Below are 25,641 nucleotides of genomic sequence, written 5' to 3'. Positions count from 1 at the left end.
AGCACCGCTTCAGGATCATCAAAAAATCACGCGGCATTGCACAATATGGCTTTCCTGTAGAGAATCAAGCCCTTCCACATTTGGTGTCTTGCCATAACCGGCCGGGCAGTTCAGATCATGTCGAAGCCGTCTGCCCCCCTCTCGCTCAAGCTGGTCCTGATTGTTCCCTACGTCGTGCTGGTGATTGCGCTTGCGGTCGCTGTGGGCTCACTGTCGTATTCGGCCGGGAACCGGGCCGTGTCGACGGTCTCGGAGCACCTGCTGCTCGAAACCGTGGGACGCATTGCACAGGCAGTGGACCGTCACATCGTCGGATCGGGCGCGGTGCTCGAGTCAGCCTTCCCGGACGGCATGGCAGCGCCGGAGAAGATCGAATCGGATTTCCATGAGCTCCGGACGCGCTTCTGGATTGCGACCTCACTGCATATCGACCCCAACAACTACGTCTATTACGGCAACGAATCCGGGCAGGGGCTGGGCCTGTACCGGCACTCCCTGCAGGACGCCGAACTGCGGATGAAGATCAATGCCGACGAACACCGGGCAATCTATCGCTTCACTGGCATCGACGGCCCTTTGAATTTCGAACGGCGCGAAACGAAGCTTTTCGACCCCCGCACCCGCCCCTGGTATCAGGACGGCAAACGGGTCACAGGCCATACCTGGACCTCGGTATACATTGATTTCGGCACGCGGGAACTGCTCGCCACACGGGCGCGCAGAGTGCTGTCGAGCGCAGGCGCTTTCGAAGGCGTGGTCGCGACCGACATTTCCCTGCGTGCGCTGAACGACTTTGTTGGCCGGCTCAAGGTTTCTCCCAACGGTATCGCCTTCATCATCGAGCAGGACGGCAACCTGATCGCGTCCTCGGCCAGCCCCAACATCCGGGAGTTGCCCGATGGCAGCAGCGCCCGTCTGAAGGCACGCGAAAGCTCGCATCCGCTGCTCAGATCAGCCTACCGCCTGGTGCAGGAACGCCTGGCCACCCCCGATGCCACCTCGCTGCCAAGAGTACTGACCTTTGTCACCGAAGAAGGCGAGGAGATCCATGTCGCCTTCGACCGCATCCAGGACGAGGCCGGCCTGAACTGGATTACCGTCGTCGCCATGCCGACCAGCGACTTCATGTCCGGGGTGACCGAGAACGCAACCCGCACGGTCATGCTGGCGGCCGCGGCGGTCGTGATCGCCATCGTTATCGGGCTGCGCATCCTCGGCTGGGTTGCGGGTGATCTGAGGCGCATTGGCGAGGCCGTGCGCAAGGTGGGCGAAGGCGAGCTCGACGCACCGGTCGGCGTGGCGCGCAACGACGAGATCGGCGCACTGGCGCGCAGCTTCGAGGCCATGCAGACCCGCTTGCGCACGGACAAGCTCACCGGACTCGCAAACCGCGACGCCTTCATGCAAAAACTCAACAAACGGGTTGAGCTGGCCCGCAGCGATCGCCGCGCTGCGAAGCTGGGCGTGCTGTTCATCGACCTCAACCGTTTCAAGCAGATCAACGACCAGTATGGACACGACGCCGGCGATCTGGCTTTGCAGGAGATCGCCGAGCGCCTGCGGACCAACGTCCGCGGAGGCGACCTCGTCGCCCGTTACGCCGGTGACGAGTTCGTCATCCTGCTCGACCAGGTTGCGAGCCGCGAAGCCGTGGGCCATATCCGCCGCCAGATCGAGGAAGTCCTGCGTCAGCCCCTGTGCTGCATCGAAGCCGAGAGCACGGTCGAGATCAGTGTCGGCGGCGCGATCGGAGAAGCCCTGTATCCGGATGATGGCCTCGATGCGCAAAGCCTGCTCAAGAGCGCGGACCGGGCCATGTACGTGCATAAGTTTGCCGACCGCGCTGAACGGGGAGATGTGCCGGCCTGAAACCCCGGCTTATCCCCACCGGGCGTAGACAAGATGCGTGACAAGCTGTGGACAAGTGCCGCAAGTATCTGACCACGAAGCTCAAATTCAGACTGCTGCGAAATCGGGCAGCGGCGGACGGCCATCCGCCCGCTGCGCGCCGGCAGCGCCGCTACCTTCACGAAGGCTCGGGCGCATCCGGGCGCACCGGGGCAGTGCAACGCACCAGAAAAGTGCATTCAAGCACGAATATCCAAATGTCACGACCCCATTTCGGGCCGCCGACGCCCCCGGACCGCCAAGGGCCTCGGGCACGAACATTCCTGACAGCCTGCCGGCGAGCCGGATGCAACACGCGGCACGCAATTTGCTATTCTCCCGCAAAGCACGCCGTTGGGCGCTGCGCAGTGGCCTCGCCGGTCGATGAAGTCGATTCCGGCACGCCACAACCGCTACCAGCCTCAACGGCAAGCCGGCCGGATTCATCCGGCCGCAATCCAACACCCGAATGACCGCTCACCGGAGAAATACATGTCCAAGCCGCGCGCCCTTGTTGCCCTCACCCTGTTGCTCACAGCCGGCGCTGCCGCTGCACACCCCGGCCACGAAGCCATGAGCTTTGCCAGTGGGCTCAGTCACCCGCTCGGCGGGTTCGACCACCTTCTGGCGATGCTGGCAGTGGGGCTTTTCGCAGCACGCCAGAAGGGCGTCGCGCGCTGGGCACTGCCTGCGGGATTCGTCGCCGCCATGCTGGGTGGCGCTGCGCTGAGCACGAGCGGAGTCGAACTTCCGGCTGTCGAGGCCGGCATCGCGACGTCCGTGCTCGTCTTCGGCCTGCTGATCGCTTTTGCCGCACGCCTGCCACTGGCGGCGGCCATGCCGCTGATCTCCGTGTTCGCCCTGTTTCACGGCCATGCACACCACGCCGAGATGGGCAGCAACGCGCTCCTGACCTACACGGCCGGTTTCGCGCTGGCCACTGCAGCCCTGCATGGCGTCGGCTACCTCGCAGCCCGCCACCTGCCCGAATCGCGGTTTGGCAAATACGCGCAGCGCGCAATCGGCATGGCAATCGCCGGTGCCGGCATGCTGCTCGTCGGCGCCTGAGCGACATGGATCAGGGCAAGTCCCTGACCCTGAGAAACGACGGAAAACGGGGCAACCCCTTGCCCGTCAGCTCACGATAGCGGTAGGTCACCAGCGTGCCGGGTGGCGGTGGCTCGCGGCGCTGGGCATCGGTGAAGCCGGTTCCAATCCGGAACCGGCGACCGTCCGGCGCCTCGACCAGCAGCGCACCCAGCATGCCTGCGTATTTCCCATTGCCCTGAACGTGGGCGATCACTCTCGCCTCGTCGTCCAGCCAGGGCACGTATTTCAGGATGGCATCGGTGCGCCCGGCCACCCGCAGCGCATCGTCCCGGTGCAGCATCAAACCCTCGCCCCCCGCCCGCACAACCCGCTCGAACTCGCGCTGCAAGGCCTTACGGTCGGCGACGCGGTGCTGTGCGACGCGTTGCAGCCAGGGCAGGCCCGTACCGCTTACGATGCGCGCCATGGCGTCGATGCGCTCGGTGAAGGTGCCACCATGAGCGGGCAGATCGAAGACCATGTATTTCACCTTACGCCATGCCGCATCGTCGGGCTCCTGAGTGCGCACCGCACTCACGAGTTGCTCGAAGCGGCCACGGCCGATCCAGAGCTCACCATCGAGCGGCTCCGGCGGCAGGCCGGCAACAAACCACGCTGGCGCAGCCACCGGATTTCCGCTGCGAAACAGCAACTGCTGCCCATTCCACAGCGCACGCACGCCGTCCAGCTTCTCGCTCACCCAGTACCCGGCCGGATCGACATCCGCGTGATAGCGCCCTGCGAGCATCAGCGGAGGCAGTTGCGCCCATGCGGGACAGGACAGCGCGAGCAGCGCAAGAGTCAGAACACGGGCAATCGCCTGCCGGCCAGGCACGGGGCATTTCTTCGTTCGCATCGCGGGAATTCACCGGAAAGGATACGATTATGCCATTCTCATTCTTTAAGCACATCTTCGGGAACCGGACTCCATGCGAACTTCCGTCAGGCACACCGATCCGGATACCCCAAAGCGCCACGGCACGAGGATAATGCGAGGCCAACTCCCAGTCCTGACCCCGATGCCGCACACCGACCTCCCACCCGCACTGCTTCTGCTCGGCCCGACCGCAAGCGGGAAGACAGCCAGCGCGCTGGCCCTGGCGCACGCGTTGCCGGTCGAGATCATCAGCGTGGATTCGGCCCTGGTGTACCGCGACATGGACATCGGCACGGCCAAGCCGACGGCGGCAGAACAGGCGGTCTGCCCCCACCATCTGATCGACATCATCACGCCGGAAGAAGCCTACTCGGCTGCGAGCTTTCGCGACGACGCGCTGCGCCTGATGGCCGAAATCACCGCTCGCGGGCGAATCCCGGTGCTTGCCGGCGGCACCATGCTGTACTTCAAGGCATTGCGCGACGGCCTGTCGGCACTCCCGCAGGCCGACGCCAGGCTGCGCCGGCAGATCGACGATGACGCCATGCGTCTTGGCTGGCCTGCGATGCATGCGGAACTCGCGCGTCTCGACCCCGAGGCTGCGGCCAGGCTCGAGCCCGGCGACGCGCAGCGCATCCAGCGCGCACTCGAGATCGTTCGTGTCACCGGACGACCGCTGGCTGAAAGCTACGCCCGCCGCGAAATGACACCCCCGCCCTTTCGCCTGCTGCCAATCGCGCTTGCGCCCTCGGACCGCAAGGTGCTGCACGACCGTATCGCAGATCGTTTCTCGCAGATGCTGGATGGCGGACTCATCGACGAGCTTGCGCAACTGCGCCAGCGCTACACCCTGAATACGTCCATGCCCTCGATGCGCTGCGTCGGCTACCGCCAGGCATGGGCCTATCTCGACGGCGAAGACGACATTGAAACACTCCGCTTCAAGGGCATTGCCGCAACCCGTCAGCTCGCCAAGCGCCAACTCACCTGGCAGCGCCAGTTCCGCGACACCTGGCCGGAGCTGGTCGAACTCGACTGCCTGCGTGCCGATCTCGCCACCGCGGTGCGCAACACTGCACTCGAACGCCTCGAATCCTGAAACACTCCTGGAAACCGGACCCAATGGACCAACAAATCATCAACGACGTACGCCAGTGGCTCGACGACGTCGTCATCGGACTCAACCTCTGCCCGTTCGCGGCCAAACCCCGTACCGAAGACCGCGTGCGCATCTGCGTGAGCCACGCCACGACCGACGAAGCCCTGCTCGACGACATGCAGGCCGAACTCGAGCGCCTCTCGGACACCCCCGCCAGCGAACTCGAGACCACGGTCCTTGCGATCCCGGACATGCTGTCCGACTTCGAGGACTACAACCAGTTTCTGGACCTGGTCGATCTGTGGCTGCAGCAGTTCGGCTGGGAAGGCGAACTCCAGGTCGCGAGCTTTCACCCCGACTACCAGTTTGCCGACACCGAATCGGACGACGCAGGCAACCTCACCAACCGCTCGCCGTGGCCGCTGCTGCACATGATCCGCGAAGAAAGCCTGGAGCACGCACTGGCGCACTTTCCAGACCCGGAAGGCATTCCCGAGCGCAATGTGCTGCGCATGGAGCAGCTGAGCGAGGACGAGCGGAAGCGGCTGTTCCCCTATCTTTTCGGCTGACCCGGCAGCAGGACCACGCAGCTGCCACCGAGGCGATCGTGCAGGAACTGGCGATCGCGATCGAAGATGGCCCAGATCAGACCGACGCCACCGATCAGCACCGATGGCCACGCCAGTGCATAGCGCAGCCAGCTGCGCGCTGCACTGAGCGGCTGGCCGCTGACCGAGTCCACGATCTTGAGCCGCCAGGTCTGCATGGCCAGGGTCTGCCCCTGGCGGTGCCAGTACCAGACGAAATAGAAGCCCAGCACCAGGAACACGTGAATCCACGCCAGCCAGCCCGGTGACGCGACCTCGAAGATCATGCCGATCAGCAGGTTGGGCACCATGAAGGTCAGCGCCAGCACCCCGAGCAGCAACATCGTTTCGTACAGCATGCTCGCCAGCCGGCGGCGCAGACCGGCAAGTTCAACCACGGTGGGCGAGCGCCCGGGTGCTGCGGCCTGAGCTCCGGCCGCCGGTGTCTTGTTGCCTTTACGACTCATCGAAATATATCTACCTGTCCTTGAAGCGCCGCACCGGGCCGGCGTGGCGCAGGCGTCACCGCTTCGGGGCGACGTCCTTCAGGGGGCAGATTCTGATAGCGTTCCCACTCCGCGTGCAAATTACTGCGTCGATCAGGCGGCAGTTTCTGCATGGCACGGTACTGCATCCGCGCGCGGCTGCGCTCGTCCGGGTTGAGTCGCGCCCAGTCCCGCATCCGCACCTGGATACGCACCTGCTCGTCGGCCGACAGACGATCGTAACGGTCGCAGATGCCCAGCCATTTGCGCCGGCTGACCGGGGTCATCCCGTCCCAGTCTGCCTCAAGGGGCGCAAGCACCTCATGCTGTCGCGCATCGAGCTCGGCCCACGCCGGTGCGGCCAGCGGCAGAACGCGCGCCGACGCCAGCGCACTGCACAGCAGGCACGCGATCAGGATGAGGAGTCTTGCTGCAGCCATGCGGGAAAATCCGAATCAAGATAAGCGTCGATGGGGAGCTCGTCCGCCAGCAGCGCCGCGTCGACTTCTTCGAGTTCGAGCAGCATGGACGTCGTCGTCCAGTGGTCACCCGCAAAAACGAACACGACAACTGCCGCCAGCGCCACCGACTGACGCAGCAGCGGACGCCAGGACCACGCAGCCCACATCGTCGCCAGCAGCCTGGCGAACACGCCGCGCCGCGGGCGATGCGCCTCGAGCGCATGCAGTCGCGCTGCCCTGAGGCGCTCGGCGACCCGCTCGTCGGTGTGATGGGCGGCAACCGAAAGACTGCCGACAATGCGCCGTGCGACCGCTGCGTCGCTCAAACTATCGCCCCCTGGGCGCTGTTGCTGATCGGTCATGGCATGAGCCCCTTTGCTCTGAGGGCCGCGGCAAGCGTCTGGGTGGCACGCGAGCAGTGCGTCTTCACACTGCCCTCGGAACATCCCATGGCCTCGGCCGTTTCGGCGATATTCATTTCCTCCCAGTAACGCATCAGGAACGCCTCCCGTTGACGATTTGGCAGCCGGGCGATCTCGCGCTCAATCTGCGCGAGCACATCGCGACGCTCGAACAGACCGTGCGGCGTTTCATGCTCTGCCCCGTCGCGCTCGTCGGCCACGCTCTCGAGCGGGTCGCCTTCTTCTTCGTTCGCCCCCTTGAGCACGGACAGCGGCGACACCCAGAAGCGGCGGACCTTGAGTCGCCTGTGCGCATCGAGAATCACGTTCTGCAGGATGCGCTGAAACAGCATCGGAAACTCGTCGGCCGGGCGCTCACCGTAGCGCAGCGACAGTTTCAGCATCGCATCCTGTACCGCATCGAGCGCGGCATCGTCATCGCGCAGGGACCAGACAGCCTGCTTGAACGCACGTTTTTCAACGCTTTCAAGAAACGCGGAGAGTTCGGTGCGGGTAGCCAGCTGGGAATCCTTGAAAGAAGCGCCTATTGGACCGGCATTTACAGCCTTGACCAAACTCCCTCGGAGCGGGTACTGTTATCCGTTTCTTCAAACGAATTACAGGGCGACTTTGCGATGGTGCTGACTGGAGCGGAAATTGTAATCAGGTGCCTGCAGGAAGAAAAGGTCGAATACGTATTCGGCTATCCAGGCGGCGCCGTGCTGTACATCTATGACGCACTTTTCCAGCAGGAAGAGGTTCGCCACATTCTGGTACGCCACGAACAGGCCGCTGTCCATGCAGCTGACGGTTTTGCACGCAGCACGCAAAACGTAGGTGTTGCACTGGTGACCTCGGGCCCGGGCGCGACCAATGCCGTTACCGGCATCGCCACCGCCTTCTGCGATTCGATTCCGATGGTGATCATTTCCGGACAGGTACCGACGGCCGCGATCGGCCAGGACGCCTTCCAGGAAGTCGACACCGTGGGCATCACCCGCCCCTGCGTGAAGCACAACTTCCTGGTGCGCGACGTCAAGGACATCGCCACGACCATCAAGAAGGCCTTCTATCTGGCACAAAGCGGCCGTCCCGGCCCGGTGCTGGTCGACATTCCCAAGGACATCACGATCGCCAAGTGCGAATTCGAGTATCCGAAGGAAATCTCGATGCGCTCCTACAACCCGGTGGTCAAGGGCCACCAGGGTCAGATCAAGAAAGCCGTGCAGTTGCTGCTCGAAGCCAAGCGTCCGATGATCTATGCCGGCGGCGGCGTGGTGCTGTCCGACGCGGCCGAGCAACTGACCAAGCTCACCCGCATGCTGGGCTATCCGATCACCACCACCCTGATGGGTCTGGGCGGCTACCCCGCAAGCGATCGCCAGTACCTCGGCATGCCCGGCATGCACGGCACCTACGAAGCCAACATGTCGATGCACTACTCCGACGTGCTGCTGGCAGTCGGCTCGCGCTTCGACGACCGCGTGATTGGCGACCCGGCCAACTTCGCCGAAGAGCCGCGCAAGATCATCCACATCGACATCGACCCGTCGTCGATCTCGAAGCGCGTGCGCGTGGATGTGCCGATCGTGGGCGACGTCCGCGAAGTGCTCGACGAAATGATCCGCCAGCTCGAAGCCGGCCCCGCCCGCCCCGACATCAGCGCGTGGTGGAAGCAGGTCGAGGAATGGCGCAGCCGAAACTGCATGGTGTACAAGAACTCCGACACCATCATCAAGCCGCAGTTCGTGGTGCAGAAGCTGTGGGAAGTGACCGGCGGCGATGCCTTCGTCACCTCCGACGTCGGCCAGCACCAGATGTGGGCAGCACAGTACTACCGCTTCGACAAGCCGCGCCGCTGGCTCAACTCCGGTGGCCTGGGCACGATGGGTGTCGGCATGCCCTATGCGATGGGCGCCCAGCTTGCCCACCCCGATGCGCAGGTCGCCTGCATCACCGGCGAGGCCTCCATCCAGATGAACATCCAGGAGCTGTCGACCTGCAAGCAGTTCCGGCTGCCGATCAAGATCTGCAACCTGAACAACCGCTACCTCGGCATGGTTCGCCAGTGGCAGCAGCTGTTCCACGGTCAGCGCTACTCCGAGTCGTACATGGATTCGCTGCCCGATTTCGCCAAGCTGGCAGAGTCCTATGGTCATGTGGGTTTCCGCATCGACAAGCCCTCCGACGTCGAAGGCGCGCTGCGTGAAGCTTTCACCACGCACAAGAAAGATCTCGTGTTCCTCGACTTCCAGGTCGATCAGACGGAAAACGTGTATCCGATGGTTCAGGGCGGCAAGGGTCTCACCGAGATGATCCTGTCTGCCGAAGACCTGTGATCCGCGCCACCGTCCAGTCAATCATCTGAATCCAGGACCGAAATCATCATGCGTCACGTTATTTCCCTGCTGATCGAAAACGAATCCGGTGCGCTGTCACGCGTGTCCGGCCTTTTCTCCGCGCGCGGCTACAACATCGAATCCCTGACCGTGGCGCCCACGGAAGATGCGTCGATGTCGCGCATGACCATCGTCACCATCGGCTCGGAAGAAATCATCGAGCAGATCACCAAGCAGCTCAACAAGCTGGTCGAAGTGGTCAAGGTGGTGGACATCTCTGAAGCCGCGCATATCGAGCGCGAGCTGATGCTGATCAAGGTCCGTGCTACCGGCAAGGACCGAGAGGAGATGAAGCGCACCGCTGACATCTTCCGCGCTCGCATCATCGATGTCACCGACGCGTCATACGTGATCGAGCTCACGGGCAACCAGTCCAAGCTCGACGCCTTTACCAAGGCCATCGATCCGGCGCTGATCCTCGAAACCGTGCGCTCAGGCGTCTGCGGTATCGGGCGCGGCGACCGTGTTTTGAAGCTCTGACCCCTCCCATCTGTTTTGCGCCCGGCCGACCTGCCCTTATGATGTCGGCCGCAGGCGATTACTGCCCTTGATATCTGAAAGGAAAACCATGAAAGTTTATTACGACAAGGACGCCGACCTCTCCCTCATCAAGGGCAAGAAGGTCACCATCGTCGGCTACGGCTCGCAGGGCCACGCCCACGCCCAGAACCTGAACGACTCCGGCGTCAAGGTCACCGTTGCAGTACGCAAGGGCGGCCCGTCGTGGGACAAGGCCAAGGCCGCCGGCCTCAAGGTCGAAGAAATCGGCAAGGCGGTCAAGGCCGCTGACGTCGTCATGATCCTGTTGCCGGACGAGAACATCCCCTCCGTGTACAAGGAAGAAGTCGAGCCCAACATCAAGAAGGGCGGCGTGCTGGCTTTTGCCCACGGCTTCAACGTGCATTACAACCAGGTCGTGCCGCGTGAAGACCTCGACGTGATCATGGTCGCCCCCAAGGGCCCCGGCCACACCGTGCGTTCCGAGTACCTGCGCGGAGGCGGCGTGCCGTCGCTGATCGCCGTGTATCAGGACAAGTCCGGCAAGGCCAAGGACATCGCGCTGTCGTACGCTGCTGCCAACGGCGGCACCAAGGGCGGCGTGATCGAGACCAACTTCAAGGAAGAGACCGAGACCGACCTCTTCGGCGAACAGGCCGTGCTGTGCGGCGGTGCTGTCGAGCTGGTCAAGATGGGTTTCGAAACCCTGACCGAAGCCGGCTACGCCCCCGAAATGGCCTACTTCGAGTGCCTGCACGAGCTCAAGCTGATCGTCGACCTGATGTACGAAGGCGGCATCGCCAACATGAACTACTCCATCTCCAACAACGCGGAGTATGGCGAGTACGTAACCGGCCCCGAGGTGATCAACGAGCAGTCGCGCGTCGCCATGCGCAACGCGCTGAAGCGTATCCAGACCGGTGAATACGCCAAGATGTTCATCCAGGAAGGCAAAACCAACTACCCGAGCATGACCGCGCGTCGTCGCCTCAATGCAGAGCACGCGATCGAGCAGGTCGGTGGTCAGCTGCGCGACATGATGCCGTGGATCAAGGCCAAGGCCCTGGTCGACAAGTCGAAGAACTAAGACGTCTTCGTCACGGTTCAGAAGGCCGGAAGCGCAATGCGCTTCCGGCCTTTTTCTTTGTGTGGCGCCGAAACGAATCGATACATCCAGGGTATCCAGCTTAAGGCTGGCTTCATGTTGGCGGGCTTAAATGCACTCCGTCGCCCCAGCCGGGGCACTTATACCGAGAAAGGAAGCCAGCATGAAAAAGCTCTTTGCCGCCGCCATCATTGCCGTCACCACGACCAGCGCCTTCGCCGGCCCCGCCTGCAACGCCCCCGAAGACAAGTGGATGAAGGAGGCCGACTTCAAGGCAAGAATCGAAGCCCAGGGCTACAAGATCAAGACCTTCAAGGTCTCCAAAGGCAAGTGCTACGAGATCTACGGCTACGACAAGGCCGGCAAGAAGGTCGAAATCTATTTCGACCCGATCACGGCTGAGCCACTCGAATCCAAGTCCTGACCCCGGCACCTGAACCGCCCCTGCCGGGGCGGCTGCAATCCGCGCCGACCCGGTGAGTTTCGAGGACACACGACCATGACCCGCAGCGAATCAGACACTTCCATCCGCGTATGGGATCGCTTTGTGCGCCTGTTCCACTGGAGCCTCGTGCTGTGCGTGATCACCAACTACTTCGTGATCGACGACGGTGAGACCTTCCATCAGTGGATTGGCTACCTCGCCAGCGCGCTCGTACTTGCCCGCATCGTGTGGGGCTTCATCGGCACGCGATACGCACGTTTTTCAGATTTCTTCCCGACACCCGGCCGACTGCGCCGGCACGTGCGCCATGTCATTGCGGGCGAACCGGACCCTCACCCAGGCCACAACCCGCTCGGCGCGCTGATGATGCTGGCCCTGATCGCACTCGTGCTCGCGCTTGGTGTGAGCGGATTCATGCAGACCCTGGACGCATTCTGGGGCGAAGAGTGGTTGCAGGAACTGCATGAAGCATTTGGTTCAATCCTGATCGGCCTCGCCGTCCTGCATGCAGCTGCAGCGATTATCATGAGCCGCATCGACGGCACCAACCTGATCGGCGCGATGATATCCGGCGTAAAGACGCGCAGCAGGAAAGCCGCCCGCCCCTGACACGACCCACATTCAATGGAGGCCTGCATGCGCCTGCTGCTGCTCGAAGACGATGCGACCCTCGGCGAGGGGCTCAGCGACTTCTTGCGCAGCGAGGGGCATGTGGTCGACTGGTTCACTTCGCTCGCCGAAACCCGGGGACTCTCCCAGGAAGCCTTCGACCTGCTGCTGGTGGACTGGAACCTGCCCGATGGCGCAGGCACCGACTGGATTGCGGCACTGCGCAGACAGGGAAACACAACGCCGGCGCTGATCCTCACCGCACGCGACCGCCTTGCTGATCGAATCCGCGGCCTCGACAGCGGCGCCGACGACTACCTGGTGAAGCCTTTTGCACCCGAAGAGCTCGCTGCGCGGGTGCGCGCGATGGGCCGTCGGCTGAGCGGCGTCTCCAGTCATCTGCGCAGCTTCGGCAACGTCGACGTCGACCTCACGGCGCGCAGCGCGCGGGTCGGGTCGACGCCCGTGGTCATGACCGCGCGCGAGTGGGCGCTCCTCGAAGCCCTCGTTCTGCGGGCCGGGCGGATCGTATCGAGGACAGACCTCGAAGCCCTGGTGAGCGGCTTCGAGGGCGATGTGATGAGCAATGCGCTTGAAGTCCATATCAGCCACCTGAGGCGCAAGCTGGGCAAGGACCTGATCGAAACCGTGCGCGGCATGGGTTACCGCATCCAGGCATGAAGGGCGCGCCATCCATCCGCAGTCGCCTGTCGCGAAGCGTGATCGTGATTGCGCTCGCCTGGAGCATTGCCGTCACCGCCGCGGTGTGGACGGTCATTCGCCATGAGATCGACGAACTCCTCGACAACACCCTGCAGGAATCAGCGCAGATCATCTTCGCGCTGCTCTCGTACCGGCTTGAGCACTGGCCGCTTGATGGCTCGGCCCCGGGCTCCATGCCCGCACCCGCACACGTCGAGCGCCTGATCTGGCAACTTGCGGACGCTGACCACACGGTCGTCCTGCGCTCTCACAATGCGCCCGCGACTGCGCTGCTGAGCACGCGCAGCGCCGGGTTCGCGGACGTCGGCGACGACTGGCGTGTCATCACCATGCCGCTTCCGGGCGAGCACGGCTGGGTTCTTCACGTTGCCCAGGATGCCGAAGAGCGTCGCGAAGCGAGCATCGAGGCGGCACGTTACACCGCCGAAGTGGCCCTCGCAATCGGATTGATCTGCGTGTTCTGGCTGCGCCGGCGGCTCAAGCACGAACTCCGCCCGGTCGCACAACTCTCGGACGCCGTCCGCGATTTCGACCCGCTCGATACGCGCTCGCAGCTGCCACCGGTCACGCGCGCCGAACTGGCGCCGATGCATCACGCCATCTCCGCGCTCAGCAGTCGGCTGATACAGCGCATCTCAAACGAGCGCGCATTCTCCGCCCACGCCGCGCACGCCCTGCGTACGCCGCTGGCAGGCCTCGACGCACAACTGGCAGTCGCCTTGCGGGAATGCCCCACCGAACTTCGCACACGGCTGCTGCGCGCACGCTCGGCAGCAAACCGGCTGCAAAGAGTCGTCACCGCCCTGCTCGCCCTGTTTCGCAGCGGGGCCGAACCCGAACTGCAGCCGGTGAACATGAAGGATCTGGTCGCGCACCTGACCTTCGAGGGGCTGGAGGTCCGGGTCGAGGGGATCGAGTGGATTCACGCCGACGCCGACCTCATCGCCGCCGCGCTGATGAACCTGCTGGACAACGCTGCACGTCATCACGCCAGCCAGGCATGCGTCGCGGTTCGCGAGGACAGCGGGATCGTGCTCAGCGTGAGCGACAACGGCAGCGGCATTCCCGAGGCCAAAAGGGTGGGCCTGCAAGCTGCGCTCTCGACCCAGACCTATTCGGGTCAGACCGGCCTGGGCCTGATGCTGGCAGACATGGTTGCACGCGCTCACGGCGGAACGCTGACGCTGGACGGTGCGACCCCGGGATGTACGGTGGAACTGCGCCTGCCGCAAGCGACCTGCGTCGGACCGCCGGCCTGACCCGAGGCGCCGAGCGGCACCTGCCAACGACGCAAACAAGCGCTCGCAGCGCCTTGCCGGCGATGACCTCAGACGGACTCGGGCCGCGGTTCCGGGTGCGTGAATACCCTGGCACCGGGCAAGGCTTTCCGGATCGCGGACTCGATTTCATCGAGTGCGTCATGAGTACGGACGATGCTCCAGTCCGGCGGCACCAGCACGTCGACATAGATGAAGCTTTCCGCACCCGCGCGTCGCGTGCGCAGATCCGCATACGCGATGCCCCGGCCGGAAAAGCCCCGCAGCGTGGTCTCGATCACCGCAATGCTTTCCTCGGGCAGTGCGGCATCCATCAGGCCGTGAGCAGAGCTGCGAATCAGGCCCCAGCCCTCGGTCAGGATGTGCAGACCCACCAGGATGGCGACCACCGCATCCAGCCACAGCCAGCCGGTAAAGCCGGCAAGAACGAGACCGGCCACCACGCCTGCCGAGGTCCACACATCGGTCATCAGGTGCCTGGAACTGCCCTCCAGAGCAATCGAGCGCAGACGAACGGCGGCACGCCCGAGCGACACCGCAACCCCGAGGTTGATGAGACTGCTGCCCACCGAGAAGGCCAGGCCAATCCCGATCGACTCGAGCGGAACCGGCTCAAACAGCCGTCCGACCGCGGACCAGATGATGGCGCCCGCAGCACCGAAGATCAGGACGCCCTCGAAACCGGCGGAGAAATACTCCGCCTTGCCGTGCCCGAGGGGATGTTCGTCGTCGGGCGGGCACTTGGCGATGGTGATCATCCACAGTGCGAAACTCGCCCCGGCCAGATTGACGAAGGACTCCATCGCATCCGACAGCAGACTGATCGAGTCGGTCATCCACCACGCAAGCGTCTTGAGTACGATGGTGACCACAGCCGCCGCCGTCGACATCCAGAAATAGTGACGCGCTTCCATGTTCTCGAAAAAACGCATTGGGTGAACCCGGCTCTCAAGTGACAAGGCGGGTTTCTAACACAGCATCGGTGAATTGGTCGTGAACGCAGATCAAAAATGGGCCTGGGCGAGCATGAAACCGGACCTTGATGCCGACACCGGGCGAATGCCCCTGCCTCAGCTACTTTCCGATACACGACGAATCGAACGGATATCCGGCGACAGCGCCCCGATGGGCTAGAATCGGGGCTTCTCTCAAGTCGATTGTCCACTTGGACCACACTGACCGCATGCCTCTGATCACACCCGAGAAGCGCCGCCGCGGCATTTACATCCTGCCCAACCTGTTTACCACTGCGGCGCTGTTTGCCGGATTTTTCGCCATCGTGCAGGCGATGAATCAGCGCTTCGAGGTTGCCGCCGTTGCAATCTTCATTGCCATGGTGCTCGATGGACTAGACGGTCGCATTGCTCGCCTCACCCATACGCAGAGCGAGTTCGGCGCCGAATACGATTCGCTGTCGGACATGGTCTCCTTCGGCGCGGCCCCTGCCCTCGTGGTGTACGAGTGGGCTCTCAAGGACATGGGCAAGCTTGGCTGGATCGCAGCCTTCATCTACTGCGCCGGTGCGGCACTGCGTCTGGCGCGCTTCAACACCAACATCGAAGTGGTCGACAAACGCTACTTCCAGGGTCTGCCCAGCCCGGCTGCGGCAGCGCTGGTTGCGGGACTGGTCTGGGTGGTCATCGACAACGGCATTGCCGGCAGCGACGTGCGCTGGTACGCCTGCATCCTGACGATGTTTGCCGGCATCTCCATGGTCAGCAACGTGCTGTTCTGGAGCGGCAAGAGCATCAACCTGCGCAAGAGCGTGCCCTTCATCGTACTGATTGCGCTGGTGCTCGCGTTCGCGCTGGTCTCAAGCTATCCGCCGGGCGTTCTCTTCGGCCTCTTTGTCATCTATGCGCTGTCGGGCTACGTCGTGTATGTGCTGCGCTGGCGCAAGCGCCGCCAGCGCCCGGACGCCAAACCCGTCGCCGAGGAGCCCCGAGCAGCCGATACCCCGCCAGAATGACGCGCTTCTAACTGCGCCATTCAGGCGCTTTCACAAATTTTTCACACTTCCTTGAGCTTCCGGCGACACCACGGAGATCATGATCCGCGGTCCATGTCTCCGGAGCTCCGAATGCAGCCCGCGCGGTCCCGTCTTCCCAGCAACGCCCAGTTCAACCGCTTCCTGCTGCTGTCATGGCTTATCTGTCTGGCACAGGTGCTGCTGTGCCAGACCGCGCGTGAGTTCTCCGAACCCGCCGTGGCCGGCTGGAGTCTGGCCACGACGCTGAGTTACGCCGCGTTCTACCTCCTGCCCACCGCGCTGCTTGGCCATCTCGGCCTGCGGGTGCTGAGATCGATACCTGGCCTGAAGTCCGCAGCGGCATTGATGGCCGTGCTGGCCGTGGGCCTGGCCGGCCTCACCCAGGTCCTGCTGTTTGCCGACCGCATGATCTATGGCATGTACGGCTTCCATATCAATGGCTTTGTGATTGACCTTGTGTCCACGCCGGGTGGGATTGCATCGCTCGGCGCCAGTCGCAGCACGGAACTGACGGCGACCGCCATCGTTGTCGCGCTCATCCTCGCCCAGGCAGGCGCCTATCTGCTTGCGCTGCGTGCGCACACAGGCGCCACCCCGGCGCGCAGCGGACGCTGGCGCTGGGTTCTCGCCGCCTTCCTCGCGCTCACGCTCGGCGAGCGGATTGCCTATGGATTCAGTGCCGTGCTGCACTACGAACCGGTGCTCTTCGCCAGCGAACGCTACCCGCTCTACCAGCCCATGACCTTCGACAAGTTCGCCCGCAAGATGGGGATCGAGGCGGAAGCGGCCGAGAGCAATGGCGTGCGCATCCGGAGCGGCTCGCTGAGTTACCCGCGCAAACCGCTCGAAACCGTTGCGCCCGCCGCACCGCTCAATATCGTGTGGCTGGTTGCGGAGTCGCTGCGCTTCGACATGCTCGACCCGAAGATCATGCCCAGGACGTGGCAGTTCTCGAACGAGGCACTGCGTCTGGAGAAGCATTTCAGCGGCGGAAACATGACACAGATGGGTGTGTTCTCGATGTTCTACGGGCTGTACGGAAACAACTGGTTCCCCATGCTTGCCGCCCGCCGCGCGCCGGTGCTGATGGACGTGATGCAGCAACAGAACTATCAGTTCAGCCTTCACACCAGCCAGCGCTTCACCTATCCCGCCTTCGACAAGACCGTCTTCGCCAACATGCGCGCGGAAGACCTCCACCCCATCGAGAACGGCGCACCGGCCTGGCAGCGCGACGTCCAGAACATCGACAACATGCTCGGATTCATTGATGGTCGGGACAAGGCCCGGCCCTTCATGACCTACATGTTCTTCGAGTCGACGCATGCCAACTACGACTTCCCGGAACGGGCCGTGATCGCAAGTCCGTATCTCGAGGACTTCAACTACATCACCACCAACCTGTCGGAGCAGATCGGCGCGATCAAGAACCGCTACATCAACGCTGCGCATCACGTGGACGCCCAGATCGGTCGCGTGATCGAGCACCTGAAGGCGCAGGGCCTGCTCGAGCATACCGTGGTGATCGTGCTCGGCGACCACGGTGAAGAGTTCATGGAGCGCAAGCGCTGGGGCCACAGTGCGGAGTTCAACCGCTTCCAGACCGGCACCCCCGGCGTCATATACGTACCGGGCGCCGCGCCGCGCGTCATGACGGGCATCAGCAGCCACCTCGACATTCCGGCCACCCTGCTGCCCCTGCTCGGCGTGAGCAACCCGCCCGAGGACTACTCCAACGGCCACAACCTGCTCGCGAGCGACTTCCACCGCGATTACGCCGTCGCCGCCGACTGGAACCGGATCGCCTACATCGGTGACGACTACAAGGTCACCTTCCCGATCAATGCGGTGGGCGCTGCGCGCAATGAGATCACCGACGGTGACGACAACCCGCTCGCCGACGGCGATGCCGCACGAATGGCGATCCGCAAGCCGATGGTCGAAATCATGGATACACTCACACGTTTCACGCGTGCGCCCGGCTGAGGCGCATCATTGAGGCATGACCATGCGGCTGCTACTGATCGAGGACAATCGTGACATCCTCGCCAACCTTGCGGACTACCTCACGCTCAAGGGCTACGAGGTGGACTGCGCCCAGGACGGACTGACCGGACTGCATCTTGCCGCCGTCAATCACTACGAGCTCATCGTGCTCGACGTGATGCTGCCCGGAATGGATGGTTTCACCCTGTGCCAGCGTCTGCGCGAGAGCGAGCGCAGCGACACGCCGGTCATCATGCTCACGGCACGGGATGCGCTCGACGACCGCCTGACCGGCTTTCGCGCCGGTGCCGACGACTACCTGACCAAGCCCTTCGCGCTGTCAGAGCTGGCCGCCCGCATCGAGGCAGTCCTCAAGCGCAGCCGCGGCGGCGGCAGACGGCTGCTGAAGGTCGCCGACCTCAGCTACGACCTCGACACCCTCGAAGTCACCCGTGGCGGCCAGCTGCTCCACCTGGGGCCGATCGGCCTCAAGCTGCTCGCAGTGCTGATGCAGAAGAGCCCCGCGGTCGTACGCCGCGAAGTGCTCGAAACCGCGCTCTGGGGCGATGAGCCCCCCGACAGCGACAGCCTGCGCAGCCACATTCATGCCCTGCGCCAGCAACTCGACAAACCCTTCCCCTCTCCCCTGCTGCAGACTGTTCATGGGGTGGGCTTCCGTCTCGCTGCACTCGCAGGCGATGGCTGAGAGAAGCCTTTCCGGGCGTATCGTCACGGCGTTTACGCTGATGACGACGGTCGTCGCCGGCCTGTTCGCGCTGGCCATCGTGATCTTCATCAACCAGGCTGAGGTACAGCTTGTGGCAGAAGGCCTGAACCGCCAGCTCGATGTCATCACCTCCACCGTCAGCGAAGGTGAGAAGCCCTATCTGGGGCCGGAGCTGACGCTGTACCGCGCGCCCTCGGCAGACGACGCGACCCTGCCCGACTGGCTGCGCAACCTGACGCCCGGCTTCAGCGAGATCGAACACGACGACGTAGACTGGCATGTGCTGACCCGCGACGAGGCCGGGAAGCGGTTCATCCTGGTGCTCGACCAGGTTGAGTTCGAAGAGCGTGAAAACCGCCTTTACATCGCGGCCGTCTCCGGCTTCGCGCTGAGCCTGCTGGCCGCATTCATCATCGGCACGCTGACCGCAGGCAAGGTCATCGCCCCGGTCATCCGCCTGTCTGGCCAGGTGCGACATCGCGACCAGTTGCTGTCGCTGGCGCCACCACTTGCAACCGACTATCCGGCGGACGAGGTGGGACAACTGGCGGCGGCCTTCGACGACACCCTGAACCAGCTGCGCGAAGCGCTCGACCGTGAGCGCCTGTTCACCAGCGATGTCAGCCACGAACTGCGCACACCGCTGATGGTAATCGCCAGTTCCTGCGAACTGCTGCTCGAAACCCTGCCCCACGACGCACGCGAACGGACGCAGATCGAACGCATCCAGCATGCCAGCGAGGAGATGCGCGAGCTCGTCGAAACCTTCATGTGGCTCGCCCGCGGCGAGCAGGCCAAACGTCAGCCGGCGTCGATGAACACGCTGCAACACATCGCCGAAGAGCAGTTCCGACGCTGGAGCCCGGACGCCGAGCAGCGCAGGCTTGGTCTGCGGCTGACGGTCGAGGCACCGGACGACACGCTCTACCCAACACCGATGCTGCGCGCCGTGATCGCCAACCTGCTGCGCAACGCCCTGCATTACACCGACAAGGGCGACGTGCAGCTGGTGCTGCAAGGCAGGCGCTTCAAGGTCATCGACAGCGGCGCCGGCATCCCGATTGCGGAACGGCTGAGCGTCTTCCGCCCCTTCGTCCGCGGCGGAAGCAGTCGCGGAGACGGTATCGGCATCGGGCTCTCCCTGGTTCAGCGCATCTGCGCACAGCAGGGGTGGAAGATCGAGCTCTCGGATGCCGCCGGTGGCGGTTGCGTGTTCGAAGTCGACCTGGGGTGAAACCGGCCGGTTGAACGTCACTTCACGATAATTTGACACCTGTACGACGGCGGGGTCACAGCAGCCTCGCCAGACTGCGCACTTTGAATCACTGCGGAGTCAGCTCGTGCACACGTCCAGCCAATCGCCTACCCGTCTGCCCTTCTCGGAGAAATACGACCTCCGCCACGCAAGGGCCTACTTCGAGAAGCATCAGGATGGCCTCGCACGCCGTCTCTCAAACTATCGCGACATCCAGATTGCCCGCCAGGCCCTGCACCTGGCCGGAGACCCGACCCTGGTGCTGGATCTGCCCTGCGGTGCAGGACGGTTCTGGCCACTGCTCGCGGAGCAGCCCAACCGGGTGATCCTCGCTGCGGACAACTCGGCGGACATGCTCTCCATCGCCACCCAGTCCCAGTCGCCAGAAATCGTTCGGCGGGTGAAGACCTTCCAGACTTCGGCGTTTGACATCGACCTTCCCGATCGTGCCGTTGACAGCATTTTCTGCATGCGCCTGATGCACCACATCGGCGAACACGAACACCGACTGGAGATGCTGCGGGAGTTTCACCGCGTCACCCGCGACACGGTCATCCTGTCCATGTGGGTGGACGGCAACTACAAGGCATGGAAGCGTGCACGGCTTGAGCACAGGCGCGACCGCAGGGAAAACCGCGGTCCCCAGAACCGTTTCGTGATCCCGGCAAAGCAGATTGAGAGCGAGTTTCGCAGCAACGGTTTCGAGATTCTTGGCCACTACGACTTTCTGCCGATGTATGCTATGTGGCGGACCTATGTACTGCGCAGGATCGATAGATGAACAGACTCGCACCCTCACTGTCTGCCACAACCGCTAAGCAGGACGACTTCGAGCACTGGTGGACACTGCCGGGCGAATGGGTGGAAACACCCAATGAGAGGCGTGACGGCTGGAGTGGGGTGATTCGCGCCCTCACCGATCACACCCTGTGTTACGTCAAGCGCCAGCGCAATCACCTGTGCCGCACCCTGAGCCACCCGCTGGGCTGGCCGACGGCGAGCAGGGAAGCCCACTTTCTCGACGCGGTGCGCAACCTCGGCTTGCGCGTGCCGGAAACGGTCTACCACGGCGTGCGCAAGTATTCGCGCGGAACCGAAGCCGTTCTCGCCACCCGTGCGCTCGATGGTTTTACCGCGCTGTCCGAGCACACCGGCTTGAGCGCAGCACAACGCGAGACCCTGGCAACCGAGCTCGGCCGGGTGCTCGGCGTGCTTCACCGTGCGCGTTTTCAGCACGGTTGCCTTTACGACAAGCATGTGATGGTGCGCTGGCAGGGCGAGCAACCCGACGTCGCCCTGCTCGACCTCGAGAAAATGCGCCGCCGCTTCAGCGCGGACGCTGCGGCCAAGCGCGACCTCGACCAGTTGAAACGTCATCAGTCGATCCTGACCCCGGCGCAGTGGGACATGATGCTCGAATCGCACCGACAGGCACTGCGCGAAAATACCGACGTTTGAGCTTTTCTTCACAGCAGCAGCACACTTCGCCAACACCCGGCAGCCCAAACTCCCTGACACCATCATCACTCAGGGAGTTGCAACATGCACAGTCTCACCGCCGGGTACCGCGGACGCTTCAAGTACGACAGCCGGACCGCGACCGCCTACCAGCAGGTGGATCCGGACAAGCATCAGGCTGAAATGCGCCTGGTGGACAAGGTGCTGTCCATGGTTCCCCCTGCACACCGCGTTCTGGATTTGCCATGTGGCGGCGGCCGTCTGAGCCTGCATGTGAGCCAGCGCGGCTATCAGGTGACCGCAGCGGACCTGTCGGATGCCATGATCGCCATCGCGGGCAGCACGCTGCACGCACACGGACTGACACACGGTGTCGACAAGCAGGACATCGAGCACACCACCTACCCCGACCGGGCCTTCGATACGGTGTTCTCCTTCCGCCTCTTCCATCACTTCCCCAACGCCGACATTCGCCAGCGTGCGGTCAGCGAGCTGTGCCGGATCTCGGGCAGGTATGTGGCGATGTCCTATTTCAGTCCCTGGTCCGTCACCTCGATCAAGCGCCGCATCCGCGTACTGCGCGGCGGACGCCCGTCGGAGAAGCACTCAACTTCGCTGCGCGAGGTCGAAGCGTACTTCGCACGCGCCGGCTTTCGACTGGTGCGGGACTTCGCCCGCAGCCCCTTCATTCACACACTGCATCTCGCGCTATTCGAGCGCATCGAAGCCTGAGCACCGACGGCACCGTTCGCAGCGCACGGCCCGGGGAGCGGCGCTCATCCGGCGGGCAGGCTCAGGACCGCGCGCAGCCCGCCGCCGGGCGATGCTTCGAGCACGACGGACCCGCCGTACAGGCGGGCGAGATCATTCACGATGCCCAGACCAAGGCCGGACCCCGGCACCAGCTCGTCGGTGCGCACGCCACGCTCGAACACCGCCTCCCTGACCTCCGGCGCCAGACCGGGACCGTCGTCGTCGATACTGACGACGAGCCCCTGCCCGCTCACCGACACCTTGACGTCGACCCGTGATGCGGCCCATTTGCACGCGTTGTCGAGCAGATTGCCGAGCATTTCCTGCAGATCCTGTTCCTCGCCACGGAACACCGCATCGCCTGCCGCACCACGCCACTCGACCGACAGCACCCGATCCGGATGCAGGCGCTGCATGACCCTGAGCAGCGCCTCGAGCGCCCGTCGCAAGGGGGTGCGCACCCCGGGCACCTGCACCGCAGCAGCGGCGCGGGCGCGGGCGAGGTGGTAATCCACCTGGCGACGTGCGGCACCGACCTGTTCAGCAACGAGGCGTGCAAGGGCGCTGTCCTCCGCTGCCGCCGCATTCGCAAGAATGGCCAACGGGGTCTTGACCGCATGCGCGAGGTTGCCCGCCTGCGTGCGCGCACGCATGACCACCTCTGCGTCGCGCCCCAGCACCGCATTGAATTCATCGACCAGCGGACGCACCTCATCCGGGAACCGCCCCTCCAGCGCGCGGCTGCGCCCGTCCCGAACGTCGGCGAGACCGCGGCGCAGACGCCGCAGCGGTGCCAGGCCTGCCCACACCTGAATGAAGACCGCCGCAGCCAGACCGGCGGCCAGAATGCACAAGGCCAGCACGAGCAGGCCGACGAATTCGCGCACCGGGCCTTCCATCGTCTGCTCATCGACCGCCACGATGAGGCGCAGGGGCAGACCGGGGTGGTCCGCCAGCCTGACCACACGCTCCATCATGACCAGCGTGGCGCCGTCCGGACCGCCGATGCGGTGGATGTGCACCTGGCCGTCATCAAGGCGGTCGGCCGGCACGGTGAGCACCGTGTCCCACAGCGAGCGTGAGCGCAGGTGTCCGATACCGTGGGCGCCCTCCCCGTCGACCTGCCAGTAGAGTCCAGAGTACGGCTTCTGCAGGCGCGGATCGCTCAACGCAGACAGGAGCCTGGGACGCAGATCCTCGCCGAACTCGACATTGGCGGTGAGCTGGTCGAGCTGAACCCGCAACTCTGCATGCAGACGGGCAGCAACATGCTCGCGGAAGAGATCAGCGAGAAAGAAACCCGACAGCGTGAGCGCTGCCAGGATCCATACAAGGCTGCCGGCAAGCAGCCGGAACCGCAGCGAACCGACACGCGGCAGCGCCTGTTTCATTCCGGCGTCACGAGCCGATAGCCCAGTCCGCGAACGGTCTCGATCAGGCCGGCCGGCAGCTTCTTGCGCAGCCGCCCGATGAACACTTCGATGGTGTTGGAGTCGCGGTCGTAGTCCTGCGCATAGATGTGCTCATTCAGATCGGTGCGCGACACGACCTCACCCTGGTGATGCATCAGATAGGCAAGCACCCTGAACTCATGACTCGTCAGGCTCACCGGCTGACCGTTCAGGCTGACCCTGCCGGCACGCGTATCGAGTACAACCGGACCGCACGCAAGGCTCGCGCTCGCATGCCCGCCCGCCCGCCGGATCAGGGCCCGCATCCGGGCGAGCAGCTCTTCCATGTGAAACGGCTTGGTCAGGTAATCGTCAGCGCCCGCATCGATGCCAGCCACCTTCTCGTGCCAGCCATCGCGCGCGGTCAGGATCAGCACCGGTACGGTCATCCCGTCTGCGCGCCACTTGCCCAGCACGGTGAGCCCGTCCATGCGCGGCAGGCCGAGATCGAGAATAACCGCATCGAAGGTTTCCACGGCCCCGAGAAAGTGCGCATCCTCACCGTTGTCAGCCGTGACAACCGCATAGCCCGCCGCATCGAGCGCCTGCTTAAGCTGCCCGGCGAGCGTCGGCTCGTCTTCCACCACGAGAATGCGCATCAGTGCCGCTCCTCCTTGCTTCGCTCGTCGCCGGTCCTGCGTCCGCGCACCGACAGTACGCTGCCGTCTTTCGCATCGACGAGCAACCTGGCCATGCTGCCGTCGTCACGCAGCAGCTTCAGTTCGTACAACCAGCGCCCATCGTCCCGCTCAAGCTCGATCTCGATGATCTGCCCCGGATGCGACTGCTCCACGCGCTCGATGATGTCGCGCAGCGGGATAACCTCCCCGGCCTCGAGCGCACGCCGCGCCCGGTCATGGTCGTGCGCATCGGAAGCCCGTGCCGGCATGCTGACAGCGGCTGAGCACAGCACTGCCATGGAAAGCAGGGGGGCAAGAAGGCGTGCAGCAAAGGAACGCATTACGACGGACTCCTTTCGGGGGCGAGGCTTGAATGATAACGACACGGCAGTTGCGAGGCCTGCATCCATGGCTCTCACTTATAGCCGTGGCCGACTGAACCCGCGATGAACGTCCGCTTCAGGATGCATTCAGCCGCCGGCGCCCATCATGGCGCCATCTTCCCAGTCACGCTCACCGGAGGCAGACATGCCCGGCAATCGCTTCAATCTTTCCATCCTTGTTCTTGCACTCGCCGTTCCCGCACTTGCCGCGGCGGGTCCGCGCGACGAACTCCTCAACCGCTACAGGGCCGAGGCGCGCACGGCCGATGCAAGCTTCAGCGCATTCTCCGCTGCGCGTGGCGAGGCGCTCTATCGCGACCGCCATGACGGTGGCAAACCGGACACCCCAGCGTGCACATCGTGCCATGCCAAGGACCCGCGCAAGCCCGGCCAGACCCAGACCGGAAAGCGCATCGACCCTGTCGCGGTATCGGTCAGCCCGGATCGCTATACCGATCCGGCAAAGGTCGAGAAATGGTTCAGGCGCAACTGCAACGAAGTCCTTGGCCGCGAGTGCACTGCGCTCGAAAAAGGTGACTGGCTCACCTGGATGATCAGCCAGTAATCCGCAGGAGACCATCATGAACATTCCCGTCCGCCCCCTCGTATCCGCCTCACTCATTCTTGCCGTCAGCGCCTTCGTCCTCACGGGTGCGGTTGCCGACGGCGGGCACTACTTCCCGCCGGTCGCAGACAAGACCACTGCAGACGAATGCGGCAGCTGCCATCTCGCATTCCCGCCCTCCATGCTGCCTGCAGCATCGTGGCGCAAGCTGATGGGTCAGCTCGACCAGCATTTCGGCGACGACGCGAGCGTCGACGCTGCAAGCGCCGACATCATCACCCGCTATCTGACCGCCAATGCGGGCGACAGCAGCGGGCTTCGCTTCAGCGGCAAACTGCTGCGCGACCTCGCCCCCGGCGCAGCTCCGCTGCGCATCACCGACCTCCCGCGCTGGAAGCGCGAGCACCGCAAGATCCGCGCGGCCGAGTGGGCCGACCCGAAGGTTAAATCGAAAGCCAACTGCGCCGCCTGCCACGAGGGCGCTGCCCGCGGCTACTTCGATGACGACTGA

Annotated in this window: 29 protein-coding genes; 20 read left to right on the top strand and 9 right to left on the bottom strand. The window is 63.9% G+C overall.

Annotation, left to right across the window (positions count from 1 at the left end):
* The first annotated feature begins 117 nt into the window (after positions 1–117).
* Together AC22G6_RS03645 and AC22G6_RS03640 are read left to right on the top strand one after the other, a co-directional pair.
* Positions 118–1,869: a diguanylate cyclase domain-containing protein gene (locus AC22G6_RS03645; RefSeq protein ID WP_487365650.1), complete on the top strand. Its 1,752-nt coding sequence runs from the start codon at positions 118–120 to the stop codon at positions 1,867–1,869.
* A gap of 510 nt (positions 1,870–2,379) precedes the next feature.
* Positions 2,380–2,955, top strand: coding sequence for a HupE/UreJ family protein (locus AC22G6_RS03640; RefSeq protein WP_487365649.1), 576 nt, complete (start codon positions 2,380–2,382; stop codon positions 2,953–2,955).
* A gap of 10 nt (positions 2,956–2,965) precedes the next feature.
* On the opposite strand, the gene AC22G6_RS03635 is transcribed toward AC22G6_RS03640, so the two are convergent.
* On the bottom strand, positions 2,966–3,832 hold the full coding sequence (locus AC22G6_RS03635) for a DNA ligase (RefSeq protein WP_487365648.1): 867 nt from the start codon (positions 3,830–3,832) through the stop codon (positions 2,966–2,968).
* A gap of 133 nt (positions 3,833–3,965) precedes the next feature.
* On the opposite strand from AC22G6_RS03635, the gene miaA reads away from it, so the two are divergent.
* Together miaA and AC22G6_RS03625 are read left to right on the top strand one after the other, a co-directional pair.
* The gene (gene miaA / locus AC22G6_RS03630) at positions 3,966–4,952 is read left to right on the top strand and encodes a tRNA (adenosine(37)-N6)-dimethylallyltransferase MiaA (protein ID WP_487365647.1); all 987 of its coding nucleotides are present in this window, start codon (positions 3,966–3,968) and stop codon (positions 4,950–4,952) included.
* 23 nt (positions 4,953–4,975) lie between these two features.
* Entirely contained in the window at positions 4,976–5,521 is a 546-nt protein-coding gene (locus tag AC22G6_RS03625; protein ID WP_487365646.1) for a DUF1415 domain-containing protein, read from the top strand.
* Here the strand turns inward: AC22G6_RS03625 and AC22G6_RS03620 are convergent.
* Genes AC22G6_RS03620 through AC22G6_RS03605 form a run of 4 tightly spaced genes read right to left on the bottom strand, consistent with a single transcriptional unit; the run spans position 5,506 to position 7,461 of the window.
* Positions 5,506–6,006 carry an RDD family protein gene (locus AC22G6_RS03620; protein WP_487365645.1) on the bottom strand — a complete coding sequence of 167 codons (501 nt, stop codon included), beginning with the start codon at positions 6,004–6,006 and terminating at the stop codon, positions 5,506–5,508. The genes AC22G6_RS03625 and AC22G6_RS03620 overlap by 16 nt on opposite strands.
* Positions 6,003–6,464 (bottom strand): DUF3106 domain-containing protein, encoded by a 462-nt coding sequence (locus AC22G6_RS03615; RefSeq protein ID WP_487365644.1) that lies wholly within the window; start codon positions 6,462–6,464, stop codon positions 6,003–6,005. The genes AC22G6_RS03620 and AC22G6_RS03615 overlap by 4 nt, the downstream gene beginning before the upstream one ends.
* Positions 6,437–6,847: a DUF3619 family protein gene (locus AC22G6_RS03610; protein WP_487365643.1), complete on the bottom strand. Its 411-nt coding sequence runs from the start codon at positions 6,845–6,847 to the stop codon at positions 6,437–6,439. The genes AC22G6_RS03615 and AC22G6_RS03610 overlap by 28 nt, the downstream gene beginning before the upstream one ends.
* A complete protein-coding gene (locus tag AC22G6_RS03605) occupies positions 6,844–7,461 on the bottom strand; it encodes an RNA polymerase sigma factor (protein ID WP_487365642.1) in 618 nt (205 codons plus the stop codon). The genes AC22G6_RS03610 and AC22G6_RS03605 overlap by 4 nt, the downstream gene beginning before the upstream one ends.
* 60 nt (positions 7,462–7,521) lie before the next feature.
* Between AC22G6_RS03605 and AC22G6_RS03600 the strand changes: the two genes are divergently transcribed.
* The 7 genes from AC22G6_RS03600 (at position 7,522) to AC22G6_RS03570 (ending at position 13,924) form a co-directional block, all read left to right on the top strand.
* Entirely contained in the window at positions 7,522–9,225 is a 1,704-nt protein-coding gene (locus AC22G6_RS03600) for an acetolactate synthase 3 catalytic subunit (protein WP_487365641.1), read from the top strand.
* Between the two features lie 48 nt (positions 9,226–9,273).
* A complete protein-coding gene (gene ilvN, locus AC22G6_RS03595; RefSeq protein WP_108949034.1) occupies positions 9,274–9,765 on the top strand; it encodes an acetolactate synthase small subunit in 492 nt (163 codons plus the stop codon).
* Between the two features lie 88 nt (positions 9,766–9,853).
* Positions 9,854–10,870: a ketol-acid reductoisomerase gene (gene ilvC, locus AC22G6_RS03590; protein WP_487365640.1), complete on the top strand. Its 1,017-nt coding sequence runs from the start codon at positions 9,854–9,856 to the stop codon at positions 10,868–10,870.
* A gap of 181 nt (positions 10,871–11,051) precedes the next feature.
* Positions 11,052–11,312 carry a PepSY domain-containing protein gene (locus tag AC22G6_RS03585; RefSeq protein WP_487365639.1) on the top strand — a complete coding sequence of 87 codons (261 nt, stop codon included), beginning with the start codon at positions 11,052–11,054 and terminating at the stop codon, positions 11,310–11,312.
* Positions 11,313–11,387: 75 nt separating this feature from the next.
* The gene (locus AC22G6_RS03580) at positions 11,388–11,942 is read left to right on the top strand and encodes a cytochrome b/b6 domain-containing protein (protein WP_487365638.1); all 555 of its coding nucleotides are present in this window, start codon (positions 11,388–11,390) and stop codon (positions 11,940–11,942) included.
* A 27-nt stretch (positions 11,943–11,969) separates the two neighbouring features.
* Positions 11,970–12,623, top strand: a complete 654-nt coding sequence (locus AC22G6_RS03575) for a response regulator (RefSeq protein WP_487365637.1) — start codon at positions 11,970–11,972, stop codon at positions 12,621–12,623.
* Positions 12,620–13,924, top strand: coding sequence for a sensor histidine kinase (locus tag AC22G6_RS03570; protein WP_487365636.1), 1,305 nt, complete (start codon positions 12,620–12,622; stop codon positions 13,922–13,924). The genes AC22G6_RS03575 and AC22G6_RS03570 overlap by 4 nt, the downstream gene beginning before the upstream one ends.
* A gap of 68 nt (positions 13,925–13,992) precedes the next feature.
* Here the strand turns inward: AC22G6_RS03570 and AC22G6_RS03565 are convergent, their stop codons facing one another.
* A complete protein-coding gene (locus AC22G6_RS03565) occupies positions 13,993–14,874 on the bottom strand; it encodes a cation diffusion facilitator family transporter (RefSeq protein WP_487365635.1) in 882 nt (293 codons plus the stop codon).
* Between the two features lie 251 nt (positions 14,875–15,125).
* On the opposite strand from AC22G6_RS03565, the gene pssA reads away from it, so the two are divergent.
* From pssA to AC22G6_RS03530, 7 genes are all read left to right on the top strand, one after another.
* Positions 15,126–15,911, top strand: coding sequence for a CDP-diacylglycerol--serine O-phosphatidyltransferase (pssA, locus tag AC22G6_RS03560; protein WP_487365634.1), 786 nt, complete (start codon positions 15,126–15,128; stop codon positions 15,909–15,911).
* Positions 15,912–16,022: 111 nt separating this feature from the next.
* Positions 16,023–17,918: a sulfatase-like hydrolase/transferase gene (locus AC22G6_RS03555; protein WP_487365633.1), complete on the top strand. Its 1,896-nt coding sequence runs from the start codon at positions 16,023–16,025 to the stop codon at positions 17,916–17,918.
* A 22-nt stretch (positions 17,919–17,940) separates the two neighbouring features.
* Positions 17,941–18,624 carry a response regulator transcription factor gene (locus AC22G6_RS03550; RefSeq protein ID WP_108951302.1) on the top strand — a complete coding sequence of 228 codons (684 nt, stop codon included), beginning with the start codon at positions 17,941–17,943 and terminating at the stop codon, positions 18,622–18,624.
* Entirely contained in the window at positions 18,617–19,879 is a 1,263-nt protein-coding gene (locus AC22G6_RS03545) for a sensor histidine kinase (protein ID WP_108949042.1), read from the top strand. The genes AC22G6_RS03550 and AC22G6_RS03545 overlap by 8 nt, the downstream gene beginning before the upstream one ends.
* 106 nt (positions 19,880–19,985) lie before the next feature.
* Complete coding sequence (locus AC22G6_RS03540) at positions 19,986–20,681, top strand: class I SAM-dependent methyltransferase (protein ID WP_108949043.1); 696 nt, start codon at positions 19,986–19,988, stop codon at positions 20,679–20,681.
* Complete coding sequence (locus AC22G6_RS03535; RefSeq protein ID WP_108949044.1) at positions 20,678–21,358, top strand: lipopolysaccharide kinase InaA family protein; 681 nt, start codon at positions 20,678–20,680, stop codon at positions 21,356–21,358. Before AC22G6_RS03540 ends, AC22G6_RS03535 begins: the two co-directional genes overlap by 4 nt.
* Before the next feature lie 84 nt (positions 21,359–21,442).
* Entirely contained in the window at positions 21,443–22,090 is a 648-nt protein-coding gene (locus AC22G6_RS03530; RefSeq protein ID WP_108949045.1) for a class I SAM-dependent methyltransferase, read from the top strand.
* Between the two features lie 44 nt (positions 22,091–22,134).
* On the opposite strand, the gene AC22G6_RS03525 is transcribed toward AC22G6_RS03530, so the two are convergent.
* The 3 genes from AC22G6_RS03525 to AC22G6_RS03515 are packed head-to-tail and all read right to left on the bottom strand — an operon-like array spanning position 22,135 to position 24,523.
* Positions 22,135–23,502, bottom strand: a complete 1,368-nt coding sequence (locus tag AC22G6_RS03525) for a sensor histidine kinase (RefSeq protein ID WP_108949046.1) — start codon at positions 23,500–23,502, stop codon at positions 22,135–22,137.
* Positions 23,499–24,161: a response regulator transcription factor gene (locus AC22G6_RS03520; RefSeq protein ID WP_108949047.1), complete on the bottom strand. Its 663-nt coding sequence runs from the start codon at positions 24,159–24,161 to the stop codon at positions 23,499–23,501. Before AC22G6_RS03520 ends, AC22G6_RS03525 begins: the two co-directional genes overlap by 4 nt.
* Entirely contained in the window at positions 24,161–24,523 is a 363-nt protein-coding gene (locus AC22G6_RS03515; RefSeq protein WP_108949048.1) for a PepSY domain-containing protein, read from the bottom strand. The genes AC22G6_RS03520 and AC22G6_RS03515 overlap by 1 nt, the downstream gene beginning before the upstream one ends.
* 187 nt (positions 24,524–24,710) lie before the next feature.
* Here AC22G6_RS03515 and AC22G6_RS03510 point away from each other — a divergent pair, with 187 nt between their 5' ends.
* Together AC22G6_RS03510 and AC22G6_RS03505 are read left to right on the top strand one after the other, a co-directional pair.
* On the top strand, positions 24,711–25,130 hold the full coding sequence (locus AC22G6_RS03510) for a DUF1924 domain-containing protein (protein ID WP_108949049.1): 420 nt from the start codon (positions 24,711–24,713) through the stop codon (positions 25,128–25,130).
* A 16-nt stretch (positions 25,131–25,146) separates the two neighbouring features.
* Complete coding sequence (locus AC22G6_RS03505) at positions 25,147–25,641, top strand: diheme cytochrome c (protein WP_108949050.1); 495 nt, start codon at positions 25,147–25,149, stop codon at positions 25,639–25,641.

It is taken from the genome of Parazoarcus sp. PS-13 R2A (assembly GCF_057621855.1).
Note: the sequence above shows the minus strand (reverse complement) of the source record. Positions and strands in the feature narration are given on the sequence as shown.